This window comes from Sphingobacterium sp. KH_072 (assembly GCF_057837975.1).
In genome coordinates this window covers 2,892,379-2,910,915 of sequence record NZ_CM174457.1, presented here as the reverse complement: position 1 = coordinate 2,910,915, position 18,537 = coordinate 2,892,379, and the positions used below count along the sequence as shown (strand labels likewise).

At 43.4% G+C, this 18,537-nt stretch carries 20 protein-coding genes; all 20 read left to right on the top strand.

Features of this window, described 5'->3' with window-relative positions; genetic code table 11:
* Positions 1-20: 20 nt before the first annotated feature.
* On the top strand, positions 21-2,030 hold the full coding sequence (locus tag AC3IRT_RS13095; protein ID WP_489393661.1) for a phospholipase D-like domain-containing protein: 2,010 nt from the start codon (positions 21-23) through the stop codon (positions 2,028-2,030).
* Positions 2,017-3,057 carry a hypothetical protein gene (locus tag AC3IRT_RS13090; RefSeq protein WP_489393660.1) on the top strand — a complete coding sequence of 347 codons (1,041 nt, stop codon included), beginning with the start codon at positions 2,017-2,019 and terminating at the stop codon, positions 3,055-3,057. Before AC3IRT_RS13095 ends, AC3IRT_RS13090 begins: the two co-directional genes overlap by 14 nt.
* 86 nt (positions 3,058-3,143) lie before the next feature.
* Positions 3,144-4,886: a tetratricopeptide repeat protein gene (locus AC3IRT_RS13085; protein WP_489393659.1), complete on the top strand. Its 1,743-nt coding sequence runs from the start codon at positions 3,144-3,146 to the stop codon at positions 4,884-4,886.
* Positions 4,887-4,959: 73 nt separating this feature from the next.
* Positions 4,960-5,661, top strand: a complete 702-nt coding sequence (locus tag AC3IRT_RS13080; protein WP_489393658.1) for a response regulator transcription factor — start codon at positions 4,960-4,962, stop codon at positions 5,659-5,661.
* Entirely contained in the window at positions 5,645-7,027 is a 1,383-nt protein-coding gene (locus tag AC3IRT_RS13075) for a HAMP domain-containing sensor histidine kinase (protein ID WP_489393657.1), read from the top strand. The genes AC3IRT_RS13080 and AC3IRT_RS13075 overlap by 17 nt, the downstream gene beginning before the upstream one ends.
* 78 nt (positions 7,028-7,105) lie before the next feature.
* A complete protein-coding gene (locus AC3IRT_RS13070) occupies positions 7,106-8,305 on the top strand; it encodes a porin (RefSeq protein WP_489393656.1) in 1,200 nt (399 codons plus the stop codon).
* Between the two features lie 40 nt (positions 8,306-8,345).
* Positions 8,346-8,648 (top strand): urease subunit gamma, encoded by a 303-nt coding sequence (gene ureA / locus AC3IRT_RS13065; protein WP_489393655.1) that lies wholly within the window; start codon positions 8,346-8,348, stop codon positions 8,646-8,648.
* A gap of 16 nt (positions 8,649-8,664) precedes the next feature.
* The gene (ureB, locus tag AC3IRT_RS13060) at positions 8,665-9,036 is read left to right on the top strand and encodes an urease subunit beta (RefSeq protein WP_489393654.1); all 372 of its coding nucleotides are present in this window, start codon (positions 8,665-8,667) and stop codon (positions 9,034-9,036) included.
* Between the two features lie 19 nt (positions 9,037-9,055).
* Positions 9,056-10,909 (top strand): urease subunit alpha, encoded by a 1,854-nt coding sequence (ureC, locus tag AC3IRT_RS13055; RefSeq protein WP_489393653.1) that lies wholly within the window; start codon positions 9,056-9,058, stop codon positions 10,907-10,909.
* Positions 10,909-11,436: an urease accessory protein UreE gene (locus AC3IRT_RS13050; protein WP_489393652.1), complete on the top strand. Its 528-nt coding sequence runs from the start codon at positions 10,909-10,911 to the stop codon at positions 11,434-11,436. The genes ureC and AC3IRT_RS13050 overlap by 1 nt, the downstream gene beginning before the upstream one ends.
* Positions 11,405-12,091, top strand: coding sequence for an urease accessory protein UreF (locus AC3IRT_RS13045; protein ID WP_489393651.1), 687 nt, complete (start codon positions 11,405-11,407; stop codon positions 12,089-12,091). Before AC3IRT_RS13050 ends, AC3IRT_RS13045 begins: the two co-directional genes overlap by 32 nt.
* 8 nt (positions 12,092-12,099) lie before the next feature.
* Positions 12,100-12,711: an urease accessory protein UreG gene (gene ureG, locus AC3IRT_RS13040; protein ID WP_489393650.1), complete on the top strand. Its 612-nt coding sequence runs from the start codon at positions 12,100-12,102 to the stop codon at positions 12,709-12,711.
* A 9-nt stretch (positions 12,712-12,720) separates the two neighbouring features.
* Positions 12,721-13,641: an urease accessory protein UreD gene (locus AC3IRT_RS13035; protein ID WP_489393649.1), complete on the top strand. Its 921-nt coding sequence runs from the start codon at positions 12,721-12,723 to the stop codon at positions 13,639-13,641.
* A gap of 20 nt (positions 13,642-13,661) precedes the next feature.
* Positions 13,662-14,012: a hydrogenase maturation nickel metallochaperone HypA/HybF gene (locus tag AC3IRT_RS13030; RefSeq protein WP_489393648.1), complete on the top strand. Its 351-nt coding sequence runs from the start codon at positions 13,662-13,664 to the stop codon at positions 14,010-14,012.
* A complete protein-coding gene (hypB, locus tag AC3IRT_RS13025; protein WP_489393647.1) occupies positions 14,009-14,728 on the top strand; it encodes a hydrogenase nickel incorporation protein HypB in 720 nt (239 codons plus the stop codon). Before AC3IRT_RS13030 ends, hypB begins: the two co-directional genes overlap by 4 nt.
* A 6-nt stretch (positions 14,729-14,734) precedes the next feature.
* Entirely contained in the window at positions 14,735-15,172 is a 438-nt protein-coding gene (locus tag AC3IRT_RS13020) for an urease accessory protein UreE (RefSeq protein WP_489393646.1), read from the top strand.
* Between the two features lie 36 nt (positions 15,173-15,208).
* Positions 15,209-16,222, top strand: coding sequence for an ABC transporter substrate-binding protein (locus AC3IRT_RS13015; RefSeq protein ID WP_489393645.1), 1,014 nt, complete (start codon positions 15,209-15,211; stop codon positions 16,220-16,222).
* Positions 16,223-17,233, top strand: coding sequence for a FecCD family ABC transporter permease (locus AC3IRT_RS13010; RefSeq protein ID WP_489393644.1), 1,011 nt, complete (start codon positions 16,223-16,225; stop codon positions 17,231-17,233).
* Complete coding sequence (locus AC3IRT_RS13005) at positions 17,233-18,012, top strand: ABC transporter ATP-binding protein (RefSeq protein WP_489393643.1); 780 nt, start codon at positions 17,233-17,235, stop codon at positions 18,010-18,012. Before AC3IRT_RS13010 ends, AC3IRT_RS13005 begins: the two co-directional genes overlap by 1 nt.
* The gene (locus tag AC3IRT_RS13000; protein ID WP_489393642.1) at positions 18,005-18,520 is read left to right on the top strand and encodes a GNAT family N-acetyltransferase; all 516 of its coding nucleotides are present in this window, start codon (positions 18,005-18,007) and stop codon (positions 18,518-18,520) included. Before AC3IRT_RS13005 ends, AC3IRT_RS13000 begins: the two co-directional genes overlap by 8 nt.
* The last annotated feature ends 17 nt before the right edge of the window (positions 18,521-18,537 follow it).

The following is an 18,537-nucleotide window of genomic DNA, read 5'->3' as shown; positions in this document are numbered from 1 at the left end:
AAACTATGAAATGCATACCGATGAATTTAAAAACTCTCTTCACCTCCACGTCTGTAGATAAGCAGCCCGTGCCGCTGGATCAACAGATTATTCACGACAATGAGGCGATTCATGCCGCCATCGTGTCGCAACTACAATCTGCTCAAAGCGAAATACTGATCGCCGCATCTTGGTTTACTGATCAGGAATTGTTTGATGTTTTGGAACAGAAAATCCTCTCCGGAACAAAGGCCGAGATTATCCTAGCTGATAACGAAGACAACAGACGTTTGCCATTTGATAATTTGGTTCAGAAGGGCGCGCTTGTTTGCCGCGTTCGAGGCGCAGGTTACGGGATGATGCATCATAAGTTTTGTGTTATTGATCAAACCACGGTATTGTATGGTTCGTACAATTGGAGTGTGAATGCGCGTAACAATAATAATGAAAGCATCATGGTGACGAATGACTCTGGAACGGTCGAAAAAATGATCAAAATATTTAACGAAACCAAAGATAAAGTGGCGCAGCTAGCGCAACAGTTGGTAGTCGCTCTGGATGACGATAGTGCAAAACCAAAGGCTCCTGATGTAGTGAAGAAAGACTCGAGCTTTGCAGACGTATTGGATTCCATGATTGCTGCCGAAGTGGCCAATTTTGATCGAAGCTTATTGCGTCAGCAGGGATTTGATAGAGCCAAATCTACTAATGGCGATCACCAGACATTGCCGAAAGCACTCGATACGGTTTATTCTGTGTTTATCAATGATATTGATGTGATTGATGATAAGAAACGTCGTCTTTTGAGCAAGGTAGAAGAACAACGATTGAAAGCTACCGAAGCGGCACGAGATCAATCTGACTTAGGTATGAATCAGGTAGAAGCGGTGTTAGAATTAAAAAAGCAACAAGCTGCTTCGTCTATCATCGCAAATGATTCGACGATGGCTATTCACACCGAAAAAATTAAGCTGAACAATCAAAAAATACAAAGTGAAGAAGATCAAATTCGGAAATGTGATGAGGAAATTAACGAACAGAAGCTCACCTTTATTCGTCCGGGGCATCGTTATTTCGAGTTGATTCCACTCCTTGTTTTTGGGGCTATTTTATTTTTTTATCTATTTATTTTCTACTCCTCAGCCGCCTACATTATGATTTATAGTGCGGCAGATGCGGAGTATAATCTTAAATCTGGGGTAGTAGATATTCCCGAGGTATTTAATCCCTACGCTTTGTCCGATGCTTGGGAGAAAGGACCTGTTGCGCTCTTATTTGTGCTTACTTTTGTGTTGGTTCCGATCGCGTTGGCGGTGCTTAGTCGAATCGCGCGATTCAATTCTTGGCGAGATGGTCTTACTTGGGGAGGTATTTTCTTAGTAGACGCTGTGATTGCTTACCAGGTAGCTTCGGTCGTACATCGGGTGATGATTTTAAGAGGCGATACGATTGAGAAATGGCATTTTACGAAAATATTTTCCGATACCAACTTTTACTTGGTCTTCATATTGGGTGCGCTTGGGCTTATCCTTTTTAAGTATATCTACAGCAAGTTTATTAGCTATTTTGAAGATCGAAACCCCGATCACGCAGCGCTTAAAAGCAAGACATTCATCAAACAGCAAGAAGTAGGGAAGCAGCAACGCGTAGATAGCATCAGACAATTGGCCGATGATAATGGTGGGTTAGAACAGCAGAATATTCTTTTACGAGCAGAAAACCAACTCTTGCAAGCCGAAATAGAAGAAGCTCCGATTACAGCCGTGAGAGAAAAAGAAAAGGCGATGCTACTGCTCAATCAGAAAAAGCAGCATATCCAGCAAACGGCAGACATCTACATTAGCCATATAGAGAATGATAACCTGCCTATTTCTTTACACTCGTTAAAAGATCGGATTAACATCTTTCTGGAAGGCTGGAATGACTTTCTGCATCAAGAATATTCCATTATGAAGGCGACCGAAATGTCTATCATGGCAAATAATAGCATCGATTTATGGCAAGAAAATAAAATTATCACTAATAAAATAGACTATCGTGTTACAGGCTAAACAATTCTTAATCTTCACATTTTTACTGTGTTTCTCTTTATTATCGGGGTCATGTAATGGATCTGATGAAGCCCCAGAAGAACCGACAATATTCGACGATATCCACTACAATATTACCATAGCTCCAGATCTCTCCAATCGCATTGATACTACGCTCTATCCAAGAGCACTCTCTGATGTTGCCATTGTAGAGGGCTTTTTAGATGCTTTTTATCCAGAAATCGTCACTTATGACTTGGGTAAGAAAACGAAAGGACTGCGCAAAACAGGTCAGCAGGATGTTCTGCGGGTTGATTTTATCAATCAAAAGATGGGTGGTGGTTATGTGATGGCAGATATGGAGCTCAACTTAGGACGTTTTGGTAAAAATCAGGCGGAGCGCATTCAATACCTAACGAATCAAAGTGTGGAGAATCTAGATCAAGACACGAAGAAATTTAAGCTAGCATATACAAAATTGAATGATGCAGTTCTCCAGAAGAATATGAAGGCAGATGTGTGGTCTTATTTTAAGAACGGCATCAAAAGTAATCTGTTGGATAATTCTATTGACACGGTGCTAAATAAAAAGCAGCATAGTATGAACAGATCTTTCGCCTGCAATGTACTCGTACTGCTTACAGATGGCTATATAGAAGCGGGCTTGTATGGCAAGCAAAATTGCGAAGGCAATAGATGCTATTTCTTAGATTCAAAGAGAGTGGACGATTTTAGAACAGCGTTTAAAAAATCGGGATCTAATGACATGAAAGCCTTTTTCCAACAAGAAGGTTATGGCATCATTCCCGTTGAAAACCCATTACTCAACAATCTAAATGTATTGGTGATGGAAATGTACGATCGGTCTGTCGATTCAACTGGGCGCGCGAAGCATCATCCTTCCGATTGGGAAATTTTGCAGTTGTTTTGGACGGATTGGTTGACGCAGTCCGGCGTAAAATCATTTGAGCTATTGTCCACGGCTAGCTCGCAACAGGAAGCGATGCGCCATGCGCAAGACTTTTTGCGAAGCCGTCCTATACAATAGTTTTCGATAGCAAAAAAATGTTAGGCAGCGTCTATTGCGATTGAGCTGATAAATTTGCGTATCTTCGTAAAATCAAGCCTTTTGGAATGCGACTGCCTAATTTATTTGTTTTCTTATTGTCGTTGATATTCTGCGTTGCCTGTACCGAGCCAATTGATAAGGGTTTTGTGCAGCAGGTAAATGCTACGCTTGTACAAGAGCGAAGTGATCCTGCTTCCGCAAAAGCAGCATCTGGCCTCGCGGCTATAAAAGCGGAGAATACAAGAGAAAAAGGTGTACTCCAAGTCATCCAAATGATCCGGCAAGCGCAACAAGATGCGGCCAATCAAACCCAAACCCAGCGAGAAACCGAATGGCTATTAAAAAGAGCCGATTCCCTGTCCATGCAAGTCGGCTATCCGAGTTTGTCGGTGTGGGTCAAGTCACAGATTGGCTTTTATTATTACCGCTTGACACAATTAGAACAGGCTTTGCCTTACTTCGTGCAAGCTTCTAAGTACTTTACGATTCCAGATTTTGAAGCCGAGATAGATCCGGTAGATTGTCTCATAAAAAACGCTTATTTTTTTGGTAATATCGGCGATCATCAGCTGGCGATCGACAATTTGGAGCACGCATTATCTTCTCCAAATATTGGTGCTAAAGATACTGCGATTATACAGTATAGTTTGGGATATGAACACCTTTCCTTAGAAGATACGACTCAAGCTAGAAACTATTTTCTCTATGCTAAAGCTGGGGCAAAAGACCGCGATCCCATTCGCTATGCGAAAGCCTTAGGTGAGATTGCTTTGATCGATATGAAATCTGGCAATATGGCGGATGCAGAGCAACTATTATTGAACGATATTGCTTTATCGGAAATGCACGGTGAAGGACGCAATGCGATGTATGCACAAATTAGACTTAGCAGGCTATACATCGCTATGCAACGATGGGAGGAAGCTAATGCTCAATTAGATAAAGCGGAAGATTTTGTAGCAGAGAAGGATAATCTCCTCGGATTTCAACAAGAAATTATCCTGTTAAAGTTGCAGTTATATCAACATTTCGATGAGGAGAAATCACAGCTAACGCTCTATCACAAGTTACGGGAGGTAGAAGAGCAACTCAAACATAAGGACGGTTCCGAAGCCGTGAAAAATGTAAAACTGACGCTCTTACGTGAACAGGCAGAATGGAGTAGATTAACAAATGAAACCAAGTTGCAGAAGTCTAATTTAATAGGTATTGCGTTACTGGTGATTTGTACGTTGTTAATCATTCTAGCGGTTTCTTTACGGATATCAAAATTAAGATCGTTACGCCTGCAACATGCCGTATTTGAGCATAAAATTGCGACAATTGAGCTGGCAAAATATAAGTCAGACAATAGGTATGAGCAGGTGCAACATACGATAAAATCTTACCGCAAGTTTATTGAAGAGCGTAACGCGGCGATTGACCATCTCAAAGAAGAGGTGAGCAAGTTAGAAAGTGCAACGACAAATACAGATGTGGCACAACGCGAGAAACTGGAAGATCTCTTGTCAGAACATTTGATGAGTGAAGATAACTGGTATCGCTTCAAAAGGGTGTTCGTCGTGGAGTATCGCGAATTTTACGATCATGTGATACAACAGTTGACGGGTATTACGGAATCTCAATTACGTATTGTGCTATTGCAAAAAATCGGTGTTAGCAACCACGAGATGGCTAATCTGCTTGGCGTAGGTCAGGAATCAATTCGTAAAGCCAAGCACCGACTTCGTAAAAAATATGGATCACATTACGACGATTGCTTTGATGTCTGGACAAATCTATCTGCTGACCAGTATACTACTCAATAATTTAAATATATTTGGGGTTATCACTGCCAAGTATGATGAAGTCGCAAATTGAAAATGTAAAATTGGATTAGCTATGATGGAAGTTCTGTTGGTTGAAGATGATACCGCCGTGGTATCATTGATTCGTCGTGGTTTGGCTGATCCAAACTTTAATATTTCTGTTGCTTTATCTGGTCCTTCGGGTTTAGAGATGGCATTGTCCAATACGTATGATCTCATTATTTTAGACATTATGCTGCCCGGAATGGATGGTTTAAAGGTCTGTAAAAAAATTCGTGAACATGGTCGTCAGGTGCCGGTATTAATTCTTTCCGCTCTCGATCAGCCCGAAGATATCGTGGATGGTTTTGAAAATGACGCGGACGATTATCTCACCAAGCCCTTCAATATGGCCGAACTCAAAGCGAGAGTCAACCGCTTTCTGAGGAAGAAAACAGATACCGTTGAAAAGCAGGAAAATAACACCTTATCAATAGCAGATCTGCATTTAGATCTAGATAGTAAAAGCGCTTCGCGAGCAGGAAACCCCATTGCCCTTACTGCGACAGAATTTAGGTTGCTCGAATACCTGATCCGATCGGCTAAACGCGTCGTTTCCCGAATAGATATTCTGGAAAACGTATGGAATATGGAGTTCAACCTGAGCACGAATGTCGTCGATGTCTATATCAATTACCTTCGTAATAAAATTGATAAAGGTTACGAAAAAAAGCTATTACATACGAAGGTCGGCATGGGCTATATTCTAAAAGACCCTGATGAAACTGCAAACTAAAATCATCGTATTATTCAATCTGATTTGTTGGGCGCTCATTGCAGGATTTGCGATCTACATATCCTATTTCACCCGAGATAGCTTACGTACAAAATTCTTTCATCGATTGGAAGAGAATGCGCAGATTGTTGGTAAACATACGATTGAGGAAGCAGAGCATATCAACGAGATTTACTATGAGATCATGCGCACGTACCTGCGGCAATTATCTGCCGGTAAGGATTATATTATTCGGGTAGGTAAGCAGCATTCGGATGTCTTTGTAAAACCCAATTTACCCGTTCCATCCGATTTTTACCAAAATGTAATTGCGCACGGAAGAGCGCAATACATGAATCTTGATACCGCCTATCTTGCGCTACATTTTTCAGACCCCAATGACGACAAGCATTTAATTGTGATATCCTCTGGTAGAGATGATTATGGCTTAGCAGAGCAGGTGAGTTTAGATCGTACACTACTCAATGCGGCCGGTGTTTGTATGCTCATCGTGGCGTTGATCTCCTGTCTGTTTGCACGGCACATCATCAAACCAATTGCTAGCATTAACCAAGAAATTAATAAAATAAGTATTGCCAATCTTAATCTGCGGATAGCCAACTCAAACAAAGCACATGATGAGATTTCCACGTTGATCGAAAGTTTTAATCAGATGATCGAGCGGCTGGAGGTATCGGTGAATTCTCAGAAAAGTTTTGTGGCGAATGCCTCGCATTCTTTTCGCACGCCGCTCACGATTATCAAAGGCGAAGCCGAGCTAGCGGTGCAAGAACCGGGATTAAACAAAGAATCTACTCAGTCGCTGCTGCGGATTATTAATGAAACCGATCAGATTATTACGATGATCAATAACCTATTGATTATTGCACGATCTGGTTTGGAGGATAGCAAGAAGGATTATTCCAATGTGCGGCTAGATGAGGTGTTGTTTCGGGTATTGAGGTCGGAGAGCAAGGCTAGTGGTCATCCATCCATCTATTTGGACTTAGCTACAACGCCCGAGGTGGGAGAATTATTGGAAGTGTTTGGTAATGAAAATCTCTTGTTTATCGCCCTGAGCAATATCGTTTCTAATGCGTGTAAGTATGGCAAGGAAGCGGAAGTAATTATCTCCCTCAAAAGTCAGGAGAATGATTTTGTGATCGATATCAAAGACCAAGGAGTAGGCATTCCTTCCAACGAAAAGGATTATGTGTACGATTCCTTCTTTCGCGCCAGCAACGTTCGCAATATTCAAGGAACTGGTCTGGGTCTTCTTTTGGCCAAAAATATTGTTGATTTGCATGATGGTAATCTCTTGATCCATTCCATCGAAGGAGAGGGGACGCACGTCAGCGTGATATTGCCCAAGCGCACCGCGCTCTAAGACTATTCTAATCTCGTTCTTAATGCATTCTTAAGAGTATAAAGTATCCTTGCTAACACGCATACTTTATACTCCATAATGAAGCACATTGTAGCAATATTTTTTCTAAGTAGTTTGGCCTTCTATGTGCAAGCACAGGAAGAACGCGAAGCGTTCATTCCAGCATTAGGTCTGAATCAGGTGGATACCAGCGCCGCGAAGGAGAACGACCGCGCTCAATTATTCAAATTTGATTTCTTGATGCGGTCTGCTTTTGATGCCGACAATTTGGGTAAAGAAGATGCTTTGGCACGCTTCAACCTTGAAGAAGCCCGTATTTTATTTCATGGCGAATACAATGATCGTCTGTCGTACAATATTCGGTTTAGGCTCAATCGTTCATTTGCACAATCCGGCTTAGATAACTCCTCGCAAGCCTTGGATTTTGCTTTTATGAAATACAAATTCGGGAAAAATAGAGACTGGGCCGTGACCTTAGGTAAGCAAAGTGCGATGGTAGGTTCTTTTGAGTTTCAGAACAATCCTATTTACGAATTCCTATTTACCGATTATGTAGACAGAATCCTGAATCTATTTGTGGTGGGCGGAAAGCTATCCTATGATCTCAACCCTGATCATAGCTTCCATATTCAAATGTATAATACAGTCAACAATTCCTTTGATACGCATTTGGCGAATAATGGTTTTGTTGCCGGCGACTTACAACGTGCCAAAGCACCAATTGGTGGTTATTTGACTTGGGTCGGAGCATTTGCAGATCAGCGATTTCATACCAAATGGTCTTATAACTTAGCGCAATTTGCCGAAGGCAAACCAACGCAAGCGGTGTCCTTGGCCAATAAATTTCTGACGGCCAGACAAATGGTTTATCTGGATTTGCAGTATTCGCGCTTGGGTGTGGATCATGCGCTCATCGCTTCCAATGCCATCAATGATTTCTACGCGATGACTGGATCATCCCGTCAACTGGCTAAGAATATTGTGTACAAATCTGCGGTATTGCGCTACGATCAGTTCCTAACAGACAAATGGGAATTAGCGTTGAAAGGTGCTATCGAAACCGCTGGCAGTCGAGACGATGATACCTTTGGTAGCGATTTTCGCACCAACTACACTTACTTTGCGGCACTGCAACACAAGCCATTTAACAATCAAGACTTACGTTTTTATCTCGGATACATTGGCAATAACGTCAGTTATTCGAATGAATTGAATATAGATAATGTGCAATTCAGCCGGATTGCTGTCGGGGGGTATTTTACAATTCCAGTTTACTAGAATGATTTATAAAGAAGGTCTTATCTAATACTAATAGAAAATGCATTTAACACCAAGAGAAATAGAAAAGTTGATGTTGCACATGGCGGGAGATCTTGCCGCAAAACGCCTGAAACGCGGCGTGAAACTCAATTATCCAGAAAGTATCGCCTACATCAGTGCCGAACTGATGGAAAAAGCCCGCGACGGTAAAACGGTGGCAGAACTGATGGAATGGGGCACCAAACTATTAAAGCGTAAGCAGGTGATGGAAGGAGTGCCAGAGATGATTCACGATGTGCAAATTGAAGTTACCTTCCCAGATGGCACTAAACTAGTGACTGTACACGATCCTATTAGATAACGTAAAATTGATACATATGGTACCAGGAGAATATTTTTTAAAAGCAGACGACATTAAGGCAAACGTGGGCTATCGCACCACCACAATTGCTGTCGCAAATACAGGTGATCGCCCCATTCAAGTAGGCTCTCATTACCACTTCTTCGAAGTCAACAAATCCTTGGATTTTGTGCGCGAAGAAGCCTATGGTATGCGGCTAAATATTCCGGCCAGTACGGCGATCCGTTTCGAGCCTGGAGAGAAGAAAGATGTCATCTTGGTCGAAATGGGAGGAGCGCGGGAGATTTACGGCTTCAATGGACTTACCAACGGGAAGTATACCGACGAGAAGGTGAAGAAAGCCGCTATGGCGAAGATGAAAAAACAGAAGTACAAATCAACACAGTAACACCAAAAATTCGTGTATTATGGGTGAATGGAATAGAAGAGACTGGATTAAGATCGTAGGATTGGCCTCTGCCAGTATTGCTACGACGAAGCTGAATGCTTTAGGGTTGGAAAAACTTGGACTGGACAAATCGTCTATCCGTTATGAAGATGGTGAGTTATACATTCCACGAGACAGGTATGCTTCCCTCTTCGGTCCGACGACTGGCGACCGGGTTCGTTTGGCGGATACCGAGTTAATGATCGAAATCGAAAAGGATTACGCCGTATATGGCGAGGAAAATAAGTTTGGTGGCGGAAAAACCATTCGCGACGGAATGGGGCAGTCAGCGCGGGCATTGCGAGATGAAGATGTGCTTGATTTTTGCATCAGTAACGTGATCGTTATCGACCACTGGGGTATTGTAAAAGGTGATGTTGGTATCAAAGACGGTAAAATTGTTGGGATCGGAAAGGCCGGAAACCCAGATACCCAAGATGGTATCACCCCAGGCATGATCATTGGCGCCTCTACAGAAGTACATGGTGGAGCAGGCATGATCCTGACCGCTGGAGGTATTGATACACATATCCATTTTATCAGTCCGACGCAGATAGAAACAGCACTATATAGTGGCGTGACTACGTTTATCGGTGGCGGTACTGGTCCAGCAGATGGTACCAATGCCACCACAGTTACTCCGGGCAAGTGGCACATCCACAAGATGCTGGAAGCCTTCGAAACGTTACCGATTAATGTCGGATTTTTTGGTAAAGGTAATGTGTCTACGACACGGCCAATTGAAGAGCAAATTGAAGCAGGTGCACTAGGCGTAAAAATTCACGAAGACTGGGGTGCCACACCGGCGACTATTGATGCCGCGTTAAAAGTAGCAGATAAGTACGATGTGCAGGTAGCTATTCATACCGATACGCTAAACGAGGCGGGCTTCCTAGAAGATACCGTAGCTGCTATTGATGGCCGTGTGATCCATACATTTCATACCGAAGGTGCCGGAGGAGGTCACGCGCCGGATATTATCAAAATTGCGATGTATCCCAACATCTTGCCAGCTTCGACAAACCCGACCAAACCTTTTACCGTGAATACGGTAGACGAGCATTTAGATATGTTGATGGTGGTACACCATTTGGACAAAAGCGTTAAAGAGGATGTAGACTTTGCCGATTCTCGTATTCGTCCACAATCTATCGCTGCGGAAGATATTCTGCAGGATATGGGCGTATTCTCTATCATGAGCTCAGACAGCCAAGCGATGGGCAGGGTTGGCGAGGTGATCTCTCGTACATTTCAGACGGCACATAAGATGAAAATACAACGCGGGCCGTTAGAAAAAGACAATGGTACCGGCAACGATAACTTCCGTGTAAAGCGATACATTTCAAAGTATACGATCAACCCAGCCAAAGCACACGGTATTGACAAATACGTGGGTTCCATAGAAGTCGGTAAACACGCCGATTTGGTGCTTTGGAAGCCAGAAATGTTTGGAGTGAAACCAGAGCTGATTATCAAAGGAGGTATGATCCTAGCCGCCAAAATGGGAGATGCCAATGGCTCAATTCCGATGCCTCAACCTGTACTTTATCGTCAGATGTTTGGAAATTTTGGTAAAGCCATGACCAGTATATGTTTCAATTTCGTGTCGAAAATCTCTATAGAAAACGGCACTATCGCCTCTCTAGGTCTAGCCAGAAAAAGTCTGCCAGTAGAAGGATGCCGTACTGTGATGAAGAAAGATATGATACACAACGATGCGACACCAAACATCGTAGTAGATCCAGAAACATATGATGTAACGGTAGATGGCGTATTAGCTACGTGTGAGCCTTTGGCGGAGTTGCCGATGGCACAGCGTTACTTCTTATTTTAATGATTCTGGCAACAGACATAGTAGGCAACACACAGACCGAACCTGATCGCTTCAATGATTTGGAAATGGATTATCTGGAGTTAGATTGGTTTGACCTAGATAGTGGCATCTTACGGCGTAGTACAATACACGGGCGCGAGATCGGCTTTAAAAACTTAAAGGCGATCCCGTTACGCACGGGAGATGTGTTACATCAAGATCCGGAGATCTGTATTTCGGTGCGCGTGTTGCCTTGCCAATGTCTATTTATTCAGCCCAGAAATAGTCTGGAGATGGCCAAAGTTTGTTTTGATATTGGAAACCGGCATGTACCAATTGCTATCAAATCGGCTCATAAAGTAATGGTGGCTTATGAAGCACCACTACATCGCTTGTTTGAAAAAAAAGGGTATGAGGTAGCGCAGGCCGAGGCCATCTTAGAGCAAACACAAACCCTGAAAATACATCAGTGGACACGTAAAACAAAATTTAGAGTAACCCTAGCAAAAAACGTAGATGAATCCATTATTGACCCTGCTTCAAATTAATGATTCTGTATTTCCGATAGGCAGTTTTACACACTCCTACGGATTAGAGACCTATATCCATAAAGGCTTGGTGCACAATAGTGCCACCACAAAATCCTATGCTGAAAGCATGTTGCGTTACAATATGTTTTATAATGATGCTGCTTTTTTCGCTAAAGCATGGCAGCTGTGCGAAGGGAAATTTTCTAAAGTGAAATTATTGGAGCTAGATCGATTAGTCAGCTCTTTCAAATCTCCTTATGAGATTCGGCAGGCCAGTAAAAAGCTTGCTATTCGTTTTCTAAAAGTAGTAGATGGTTTTGGCTCGGTACGCCGATGCAAGACGTATTTGCAAGCCATACAAAGTGGAGAAGCAGGTGGCCATTATCCTATCGCTTTCGCTATGTACGCACAATCACAAATGATTACGTACGAAGATGCGCTAAGTGCATTTTACTACAACACGTTGAATGGCATCGTGACAAACTGTGCGAAGCTGGTACCCATCAGCCAAATGGATGGGCAACAAATCTTGTTCGACATGCAGGGATTGATTCAGGAATTGGTAAAGAACCAAGTACATATGGAGGAAGATATGCTAGGCAACTGCTGTGTAGCACAGGATCTGCGCTGTATGCAACATGAGAAATTATATACGCGGATTTATATATCGTAAAAAATACCATGGAAAGAAAGTATGTAAAAATAGGTGTCGCAGGGCCAGTAGGCTCCGGCAAAACGGCACTGATAGAAAGATTAACACGACAGATGGCGTCGGATTACAGCATTTGTGTCGTGACCAATGATATCTATACGCGAGAAGATGCGCAATTCTTGCAGAAGAATTCGACGCTGCCCGCAGAGCGCATCGCCGGGGTAGAAACAGGCGGTTGCCCGCATACGGCTATTCGGGAAGATGCGTCTATGAATATTGAAGCGGTAGAAGAATTAGTAACCCGTTTCCCAGACACCGAAATTGTTTTTGTCGAAAGTGGTGGAGACAACCTGACCGCTACCTTTAGTCCAGATCTGGCTGATGTAACGATCTTCGTGATTGATGTGGCGGAGGGTGAAAAAATCCCTCGTAAAGGCGGGCCGGGAATCACCCGTTCGGATCTATTGCTTATCAATAAGATAGACTTAGCACCTTACGTGCATGCAGATCTATCTGTGATGGAGAGCGATACCAAACGGATGCGCGGAGAACGACCATTTATTTTTACCAATTTGATGACTTTGCAAGGTCTGGAAGAGGTGAAAAGTTGGATCAAAAAATACGCTTTATTAGAAAACTAAATCCCCCCAATGGAGAGCAGGATCAATATCAATGTCGAACGGGAAGATGGCCATAGTGTTTTGAAAGAAAGCTATCATAATGCACCGTATAAATTGACGCATTACGGTGCGCCACGAGCTCAAGCACATTTAGAAATGATCATCATGAGTGCTTCCCCGGGTATCATGGACAGAGATCGACTTACGATCAATGTGAATGTAAAGCCGGAAGCACACATGAAATTGTTTACACAATCGTTTAATAAGTTGCACCCCATGAAAGAAGGTGCTTTTCAAGATACGTTTGTTAACTTGAAAGAAAATAGTATCTTGCATTATATTCCACATCCAGTGACGCCATTCAAAGATGCGATCTTCAAAGCAGAAAATAAGATCCATATGGAAACATCATCCACGTTGATTTGGGGTGATATTCTGGGTGCAGGAAGAATTTATATGAATGAAGCCTTTGTCTTTAATAAAGTGCATACGCGTACCACCTTGTTTCGGAATAATCAGTTGATTTTTAATGATAATCAATGTCTAAAGACAGCGGATCAACCAGTACGAGGAATGCTTTTTTTCGAGGGTTATACGCATCAGGCTACTTTTATTTATGCTAGCCCTTATGCGGAAGGCATGAAATTGGAAATGGATGAGATACTTGCTGGAGAATACGAAGATATATCTTTTGGATTTACAGATGCGGGCGAAAACACCATTTTACTACGCGCACTAGGCAATGATGGAGAACTTTTATACAACTTTCTTTCTATGCTTGGACAGATGTGTTGGGAGTTTACGCAGCATCAGCAATCATTAAACGAGATTATTGACGATCCACAAACGAACGATAATAACAAAGAGCAGCCAGCTAAGGAGTCTATAGATACCCAAAAAGAAAAATTGGTAACGACAGCGAAAAAACAAAAAAGATCTAAGGCTGCGTAATTAGGAAGAAGCAAATTATTATGCACGAAACAGGTATAGTACAAGAAATCTTCGACACGCTGCAACAGGAGTATCCGGATCGGTATCAATCCATCGTGAAGATCCAATTGGAGGCTGGATTGCTGAGCAACATCCAGCCTATTCTGATTCAAAACGCCTTTGAAGCTTATGTGATCGACGAACCGCAGTTTGCTGAGGTGGAGTTGGAGGTGAAGGTGCTGCCCATACACGCTTTCTGCGAAAACTGTCAGGAAGCATTTGAAGTCGTGTTTCACCGTTTTGTGTGTAACTGCGGCACGCCATCCAGTCAAGTGATACAAGGAGAAGAGTTGAGAATAAGTCAGGTTATATTTAAAAAAGAAGCTATATGATTAATACGATAAGCCCAAAAAGCAATCAGATGCCGGTAGGCTCTGTGCAATGTGAAAATACCTCCCTTAATTTATTAAAAGCCAATGATTTTGTTGCGAAAGCCATTCGTGATCGGTTGACCGATATTTGCGTCATCAATATCTGTTCGTCGCCAGGCAGCGGCAAGACCACTTTGATGCAGGAAACTGGCAAGCGCCTCGGTAAAGATCTAAACATCGCGGTATTGGTAGGCGATCCGGAGACGGAACGCGATGCCATTCGCATGCGCGAAGTCGGCATCAATGCCTTGCAAATCGTGACAGGCGGTATGTGCCATATTGAAGCACAGATGATTTTACAAGCATTAGATCACATCAATCTCGATCAGGTAGATCTACTTTTTATTGAAAATGTCGGTAACCTCGTGTGTCCAGCAGCTTTCGATTTGGGTGAGGACTATCGTGTAACCCTATTAGCGTCAACAGAAGGAGATGACAAACCCAAAAAATATCCGCGTATGTTTTTGACCAGCGAACTCATGGTCGTATCTAAAGCAGACTTGTTACCTTACGTGCCATTCTCGATAGATGCTGTCACCAAAGATGCGCGGGAAGTAAATCCAAATCTGGACGTGATCTCCATCAGTAGTTTGAAAGGAGACGGGTTGGATGAATGGTGCAACTGGTTGAAAGAACGGGTGGCCGCTAAAAAAATAGCTGCTTCGGTTTCTGAATAAAAGCATATGCTACAAGTAAGCGATGAAAATTTAGCGTTGGCTTCAGCAGATTTGCAAGAGGAGCAACTGTATATCGAATGGTTTGAAGCTGGAAGATCGTTCATCAAGCGAAAAACCGTGCAAGGTACGGCGCTTCATCTGCAACGTCGTCACGGCAAATATCTGGCGGATGGCCAGATCATTTATCAAGATGCGAATAGGTATGTGCGCATCAGTACGTTGCCCTGTACTTGCATGGTATTGTCCGCCGAAGATCCAGCGGTGATTGGTGATTTCTGCTACGATGTTGGCAATCGCCATCTTCCTGTTTTTTACGTAGGAGATCATGCCTATGGCGTAGCGTACGATGCACGTTTGTATGAAGCATTAGCTTCTAAATTCGGTGCGCATCTTCGGCTAGAAGAATTGAAATTGTTGCCCGATCAAGCGTTGCTGTATTTCTAATAGGATAGGAAAAAATAATACAAAATAAGAGATCAGATGCCGAAGGTGTTTTTTAGTTTTCTAGTTTTTTGTAAGCTAGTCTTAGGCGTTGGACTGATCGTCGGTTGCGGCGATAGAGAAGCAGGCAATAACTCGGTTGTTAGCGTCAAGGCGATCGATGCGCGTGGTGTGGAAATCGTGTTGCCGCATTACGCAGCGCGCGTTGTTGTGCTATTCGAACCATTTGTCGATGAGATGTACATGCTCGGTGCAGGCGATAAATTAGTAGGCATACCACAGCAGGTGTATCAAAATCCTTCCACCTATCATTTTTTGTCGAAAGTGGATCCACGCATTGCGCGCAAAGAGATTGCCACGCCCACTTTTGGTGGCCGGTCTACACAGGTAGAGACGGTGATCGGTTTGCAGGCCGATCTGGCGATTGTGTATGAGTACGATACCGAAACCATTGCACAACTCGAAGGGTTGGATATTCCGGTTTTTGTCGTTTCCAGCAAAGATAAAGCACATATTTATGATGAGTTGGTTGGCGTAGGTACGTTGATCGGAAAGAAAAAGCGCGCAGAAGATATTGTTGCCTACATTGACAGGGCAGTTGATGAAATGGCGACTGAAGCAGATTCCGTGCGCAAAAGTGTGTATTATGCTTGGTCAAAGGGTCGCATATTCTCTACCTCTGGGCGCGGTTCGTTGGTCGATTTATCGATTCAGGTTTCTGGTTTGGTGAATGCCTGTCCGCTAGCATTAGAAGCGCCCAATGTCAGCGCAGAATCCATTTATAAATGGAATCCAGATATGATCGTTTTGTGGAATTCGGATGTAGAAGATGTATACAGCTTGGCAGAATTGGCCGCATTACCGGCGGTCGTGAACAAACAGGTATTTGCCATGGAACCCACATTTTTCTTCGATCCACACACCGTCAAATTTTTGCTGTTTGCAAAGCAGCTGCGGCATTGGGGTTATCCCGAATACACCGACAAAGATTTTAAACAAGAATTGCAAGAAGTCGTCGGTTTCTTATATGAAAATAACATGAGCTTGGAATAAATGCAGGTTTGGAAAATAAGCTTATTGGTCATAGTACCTATCGTGGTGTTATTACTTTCCTTAGGATTGGGAAGTACCGGTTTTGTGAGCATACCGGATTTGTTGTATTATATCTATGCGGCCGTCGCTTCGTCGCTGGGCATAGAAACGCTTGTGGCCGATCAAAATCTGGAGACGATTCTCTGGCAAGTGCGCTTGCCTAGAATTTTGTTGACTTTTATGGTGGGTGCGGCACTAGCCGTGGCCGGCGGAGTTTTACAAGCGGTATTTCGCAATCCCATTGTAGATCCATTCTCGTTAGGAATATCTTCGGGCGCAGCATTTGGCGCAGCCTTATCCATGTTGATTTCTCTGATTCCACTTAACTTATCTGCCTTCGTGTTTGGCGTGATCGCCGTGGTCATCACGTATCTGGTTTCGTATACAGGTGCAAAAGGTTCGCTCGTGACGATGGTGTTAGCGGGGATGATTATCTCTGGCGTTTTTACCGCCTTTTTGACCGTATTGCAATACCTCAGTGATCCGTATAAATTGCAATCCATTGTCCAATGGACGATGGGAAATTTACATACCGCTTCTTGGGCAAAGGTGCGTACTGCCGTGATCCCCATTACCATCGGCATTGCCATTATTTTGGCCTTACGTTGGAAATTGGATTTGCTGGCTTTGGGCGAGCAAGAAGCTATTGCGGTTGGCGTAGATCCAAAAATCATCAAACTGGTGATGATTGGCGCTGCTACTATGATTACCGCTTCATCGGTTGCTGCGGTGGGGATGATTAGCCTTTTCGGATTGATTGTGCCACACATTAGCCGTATGTTGGTTGGCCCAAGCAATGCATCAGGCGTGTGGGCGAATATCTTTATCGGCGGCACTTTTTTATTATTGATAGACGATTTTTCGCGGACGCTATTGCCGTTCGAAATTCCGGTCGGTGTATTCACCATGATGTTGGGCACGCCGCTATTTATTTATTTGATGCGTAAAAACGCCATAAACTGGAACGCCTAATGGAATTGATTACGATCGATAAATTATCATTCGGCTACGGAAAGCAGCAGGTTATTCATCAACTAGATGCTTCGTTTATCCGCGGTGAACTTTCCATAATTCTGGGGCGCAATGGGAGCGGAAAATCCACCTTGTTCCAGATTTTGTCGGGAGTGCAAAATGCGTATCAAGGTCATGTTGCGATCAATGGCATCGAACGTAAAAATATTAAGCGACAACGTGCTTCGGATGTTCGGATTGGCTTTATGAGTCAATTTCACCAAACTACGTTTCCGTTTTCGGTATTTGATGTGGTGATGACTGGACGAGCCTCGTTTACGCGTTTTGCGCCACGCGCAGAAGATCGTCAACGAGTAGAAGATGTACTGCAACAGTTTAATCTCTGGTCGTACAAAGATCGTCCGTACACGCAGCTTTCTGGTGGCGAACGCCAGCTGGTATTATTGTGCCGTGTGCTGGTGCAAGATCCCGATATTATTCTGTTGGATGAGCCCACTAATCACTTGGATTTGCACTATCAGGTCAAGGTGTTGGAAAATCTCAAGCGCCTAGCGGCGGATGGAATAAGCATTGTGTGCATCATGCACGATCCAAATCTGGCATTGCTGTATGGTGAGCGTTTGTTCCTCATGCAGCACAAGCAACTGCGTTCGCTCAGTGGATTATCTGTTGGGGAGATTCACCAAATGCTAGAAGATGCTTATCAAGTGCAGCTGGAAGCGATACAGCATGGCGATAAAAATCTGATTGTACCCCGAATATCCTCACGGCATGAATAAAGCAGTTATAACGATCAATTCAGTTGATCATGCACAGATTGATGAAGTAGTTGCTTTTGTCCGCGAGGCAAGGCGACATCTTTTCCCGATGTTAGATCATAGTATGGTGCCGCCCGACTTGGCTACATTTGCAGAAACGTTCATCAAAAATACGGACGGTGCATTTCTGCAAGCCAGAGACAAAACCGGTCAGCTGATCGGCACCATCGGTATGCTGACTTACGATGAACGTTTTGAAGATTTTAGTTTCTACCATCGGCGAGTGACTGAAGTGGTCAAACTATTTGTTGATCCAGATTGGCGTCGGCAAGGATTGGCCAGTCGCTTAGTGCAATCGTTGCGTGAGGTTGCCGCCAACCGAAACATAGAAACATTGTACTTGCATACGCACCCATTTTTGCCGGGGGCGAAGCTTTTTTGGAAACAACAAGGCTTTCGAGAGCTACTTACTTGTAAGCATGACGATTTTGAAACCATACACATGGCCTACAGTATGTCCAACGATTAACTTTCTCAACCCCACCA

Excerpts from the sequence above, each read along its gene's own strand:
- AC3IRT_RS13095 (WP_489393661.1), top strand. The coding sequence starts at position 21 with ATGAATTTAAAAACTCTCTTCACCTCCACGTCTGTAGATAAGCAGCCC.
- AC3IRT_RS13085 (WP_489393659.1), top strand. The coding sequence starts at position 3,144 with ATGCGACTGCCTAATTTATTTGTTTTCTTATTGTCGTTGATATTCTGC.
- AC3IRT_RS13080 (WP_489393658.1), top strand. The coding sequence starts at position 4,960 with ATGATGGAAGTTCTGTTGGTTGAAGATGATACCGCCGTGGTATCATTG.
- AC3IRT_RS13075 (WP_489393657.1), top strand. The coding sequence starts at position 5,645 with ATGAAACTGCAAACTAAAATCATCGTATTATTCAATCTGATTTGTTGG.
- AC3IRT_RS13070 (WP_489393656.1), top strand. The coding sequence starts at position 7,106 with ATGAAGCACATTGTAGCAATATTTTTTCTAAGTAGTTTGGCCTTCTAT.
- ureA (WP_489393655.1), top strand. The coding sequence starts at position 8,346 with ATGCATTTAACACCAAGAGAAATAGAAAAGTTGATGTTGCACATGGCG.
- ureB (WP_489393654.1), top strand. The coding sequence starts at position 8,665 with ATGGTACCAGGAGAATATTTTTTAAAAGCAGACGACATTAAGGCAAAC.
- ureC (WP_489393653.1), top strand. The coding sequence starts at position 9,056 with ATGGGTGAATGGAATAGAAGAGACTGGATTAAGATCGTAGGATTGGCC.
- AC3IRT_RS13050 (WP_489393652.1), top strand. The coding sequence starts at position 10,909 with ATGATTCTGGCAACAGACATAGTAGGCAACACACAGACCGAACCTGAT.
- AC3IRT_RS13045 (WP_489393651.1), top strand. The coding sequence starts at position 11,405 with ATGAATCCATTATTGACCCTGCTTCAAATTAATGATTCTGTATTTCCG.
- ureG (WP_489393650.1), top strand. The coding sequence starts at position 12,100 with ATGGAAAGAAAGTATGTAAAAATAGGTGTCGCAGGGCCAGTAGGCTCC.
- AC3IRT_RS13035 (WP_489393649.1), top strand. The coding sequence starts at position 12,721 with ATGGAGAGCAGGATCAATATCAATGTCGAACGGGAAGATGGCCATAGT.
- AC3IRT_RS13030 (WP_489393648.1), top strand. The coding sequence starts at position 13,662 with ATGCACGAAACAGGTATAGTACAAGAAATCTTCGACACGCTGCAACAG.
- hypB (WP_489393647.1), top strand. The coding sequence starts at position 14,009 with ATGATTAATACGATAAGCCCAAAAAGCAATCAGATGCCGGTAGGCTCT.
- AC3IRT_RS13020 (WP_489393646.1), top strand. The coding sequence starts at position 14,735 with ATGCTACAAGTAAGCGATGAAAATTTAGCGTTGGCTTCAGCAGATTTG.
- AC3IRT_RS13015 (WP_489393645.1), top strand. The coding sequence starts at position 15,209 with ATGCCGAAGGTGTTTTTTAGTTTTCTAGTTTTTTGTAAGCTAGTCTTA.
- AC3IRT_RS13010 (WP_489393644.1), top strand. The coding sequence starts at position 16,223 with ATGCAGGTTTGGAAAATAAGCTTATTGGTCATAGTACCTATCGTGGTG.
- AC3IRT_RS13005 (WP_489393643.1), top strand. The coding sequence starts at position 17,233 with ATGGAATTGATTACGATCGATAAATTATCATTCGGCTACGGAAAGCAG.
- AC3IRT_RS13000 (WP_489393642.1), top strand. The coding sequence starts at position 18,005 with ATGAATAAAGCAGTTATAACGATCAATTCAGTTGATCATGCACAGATT.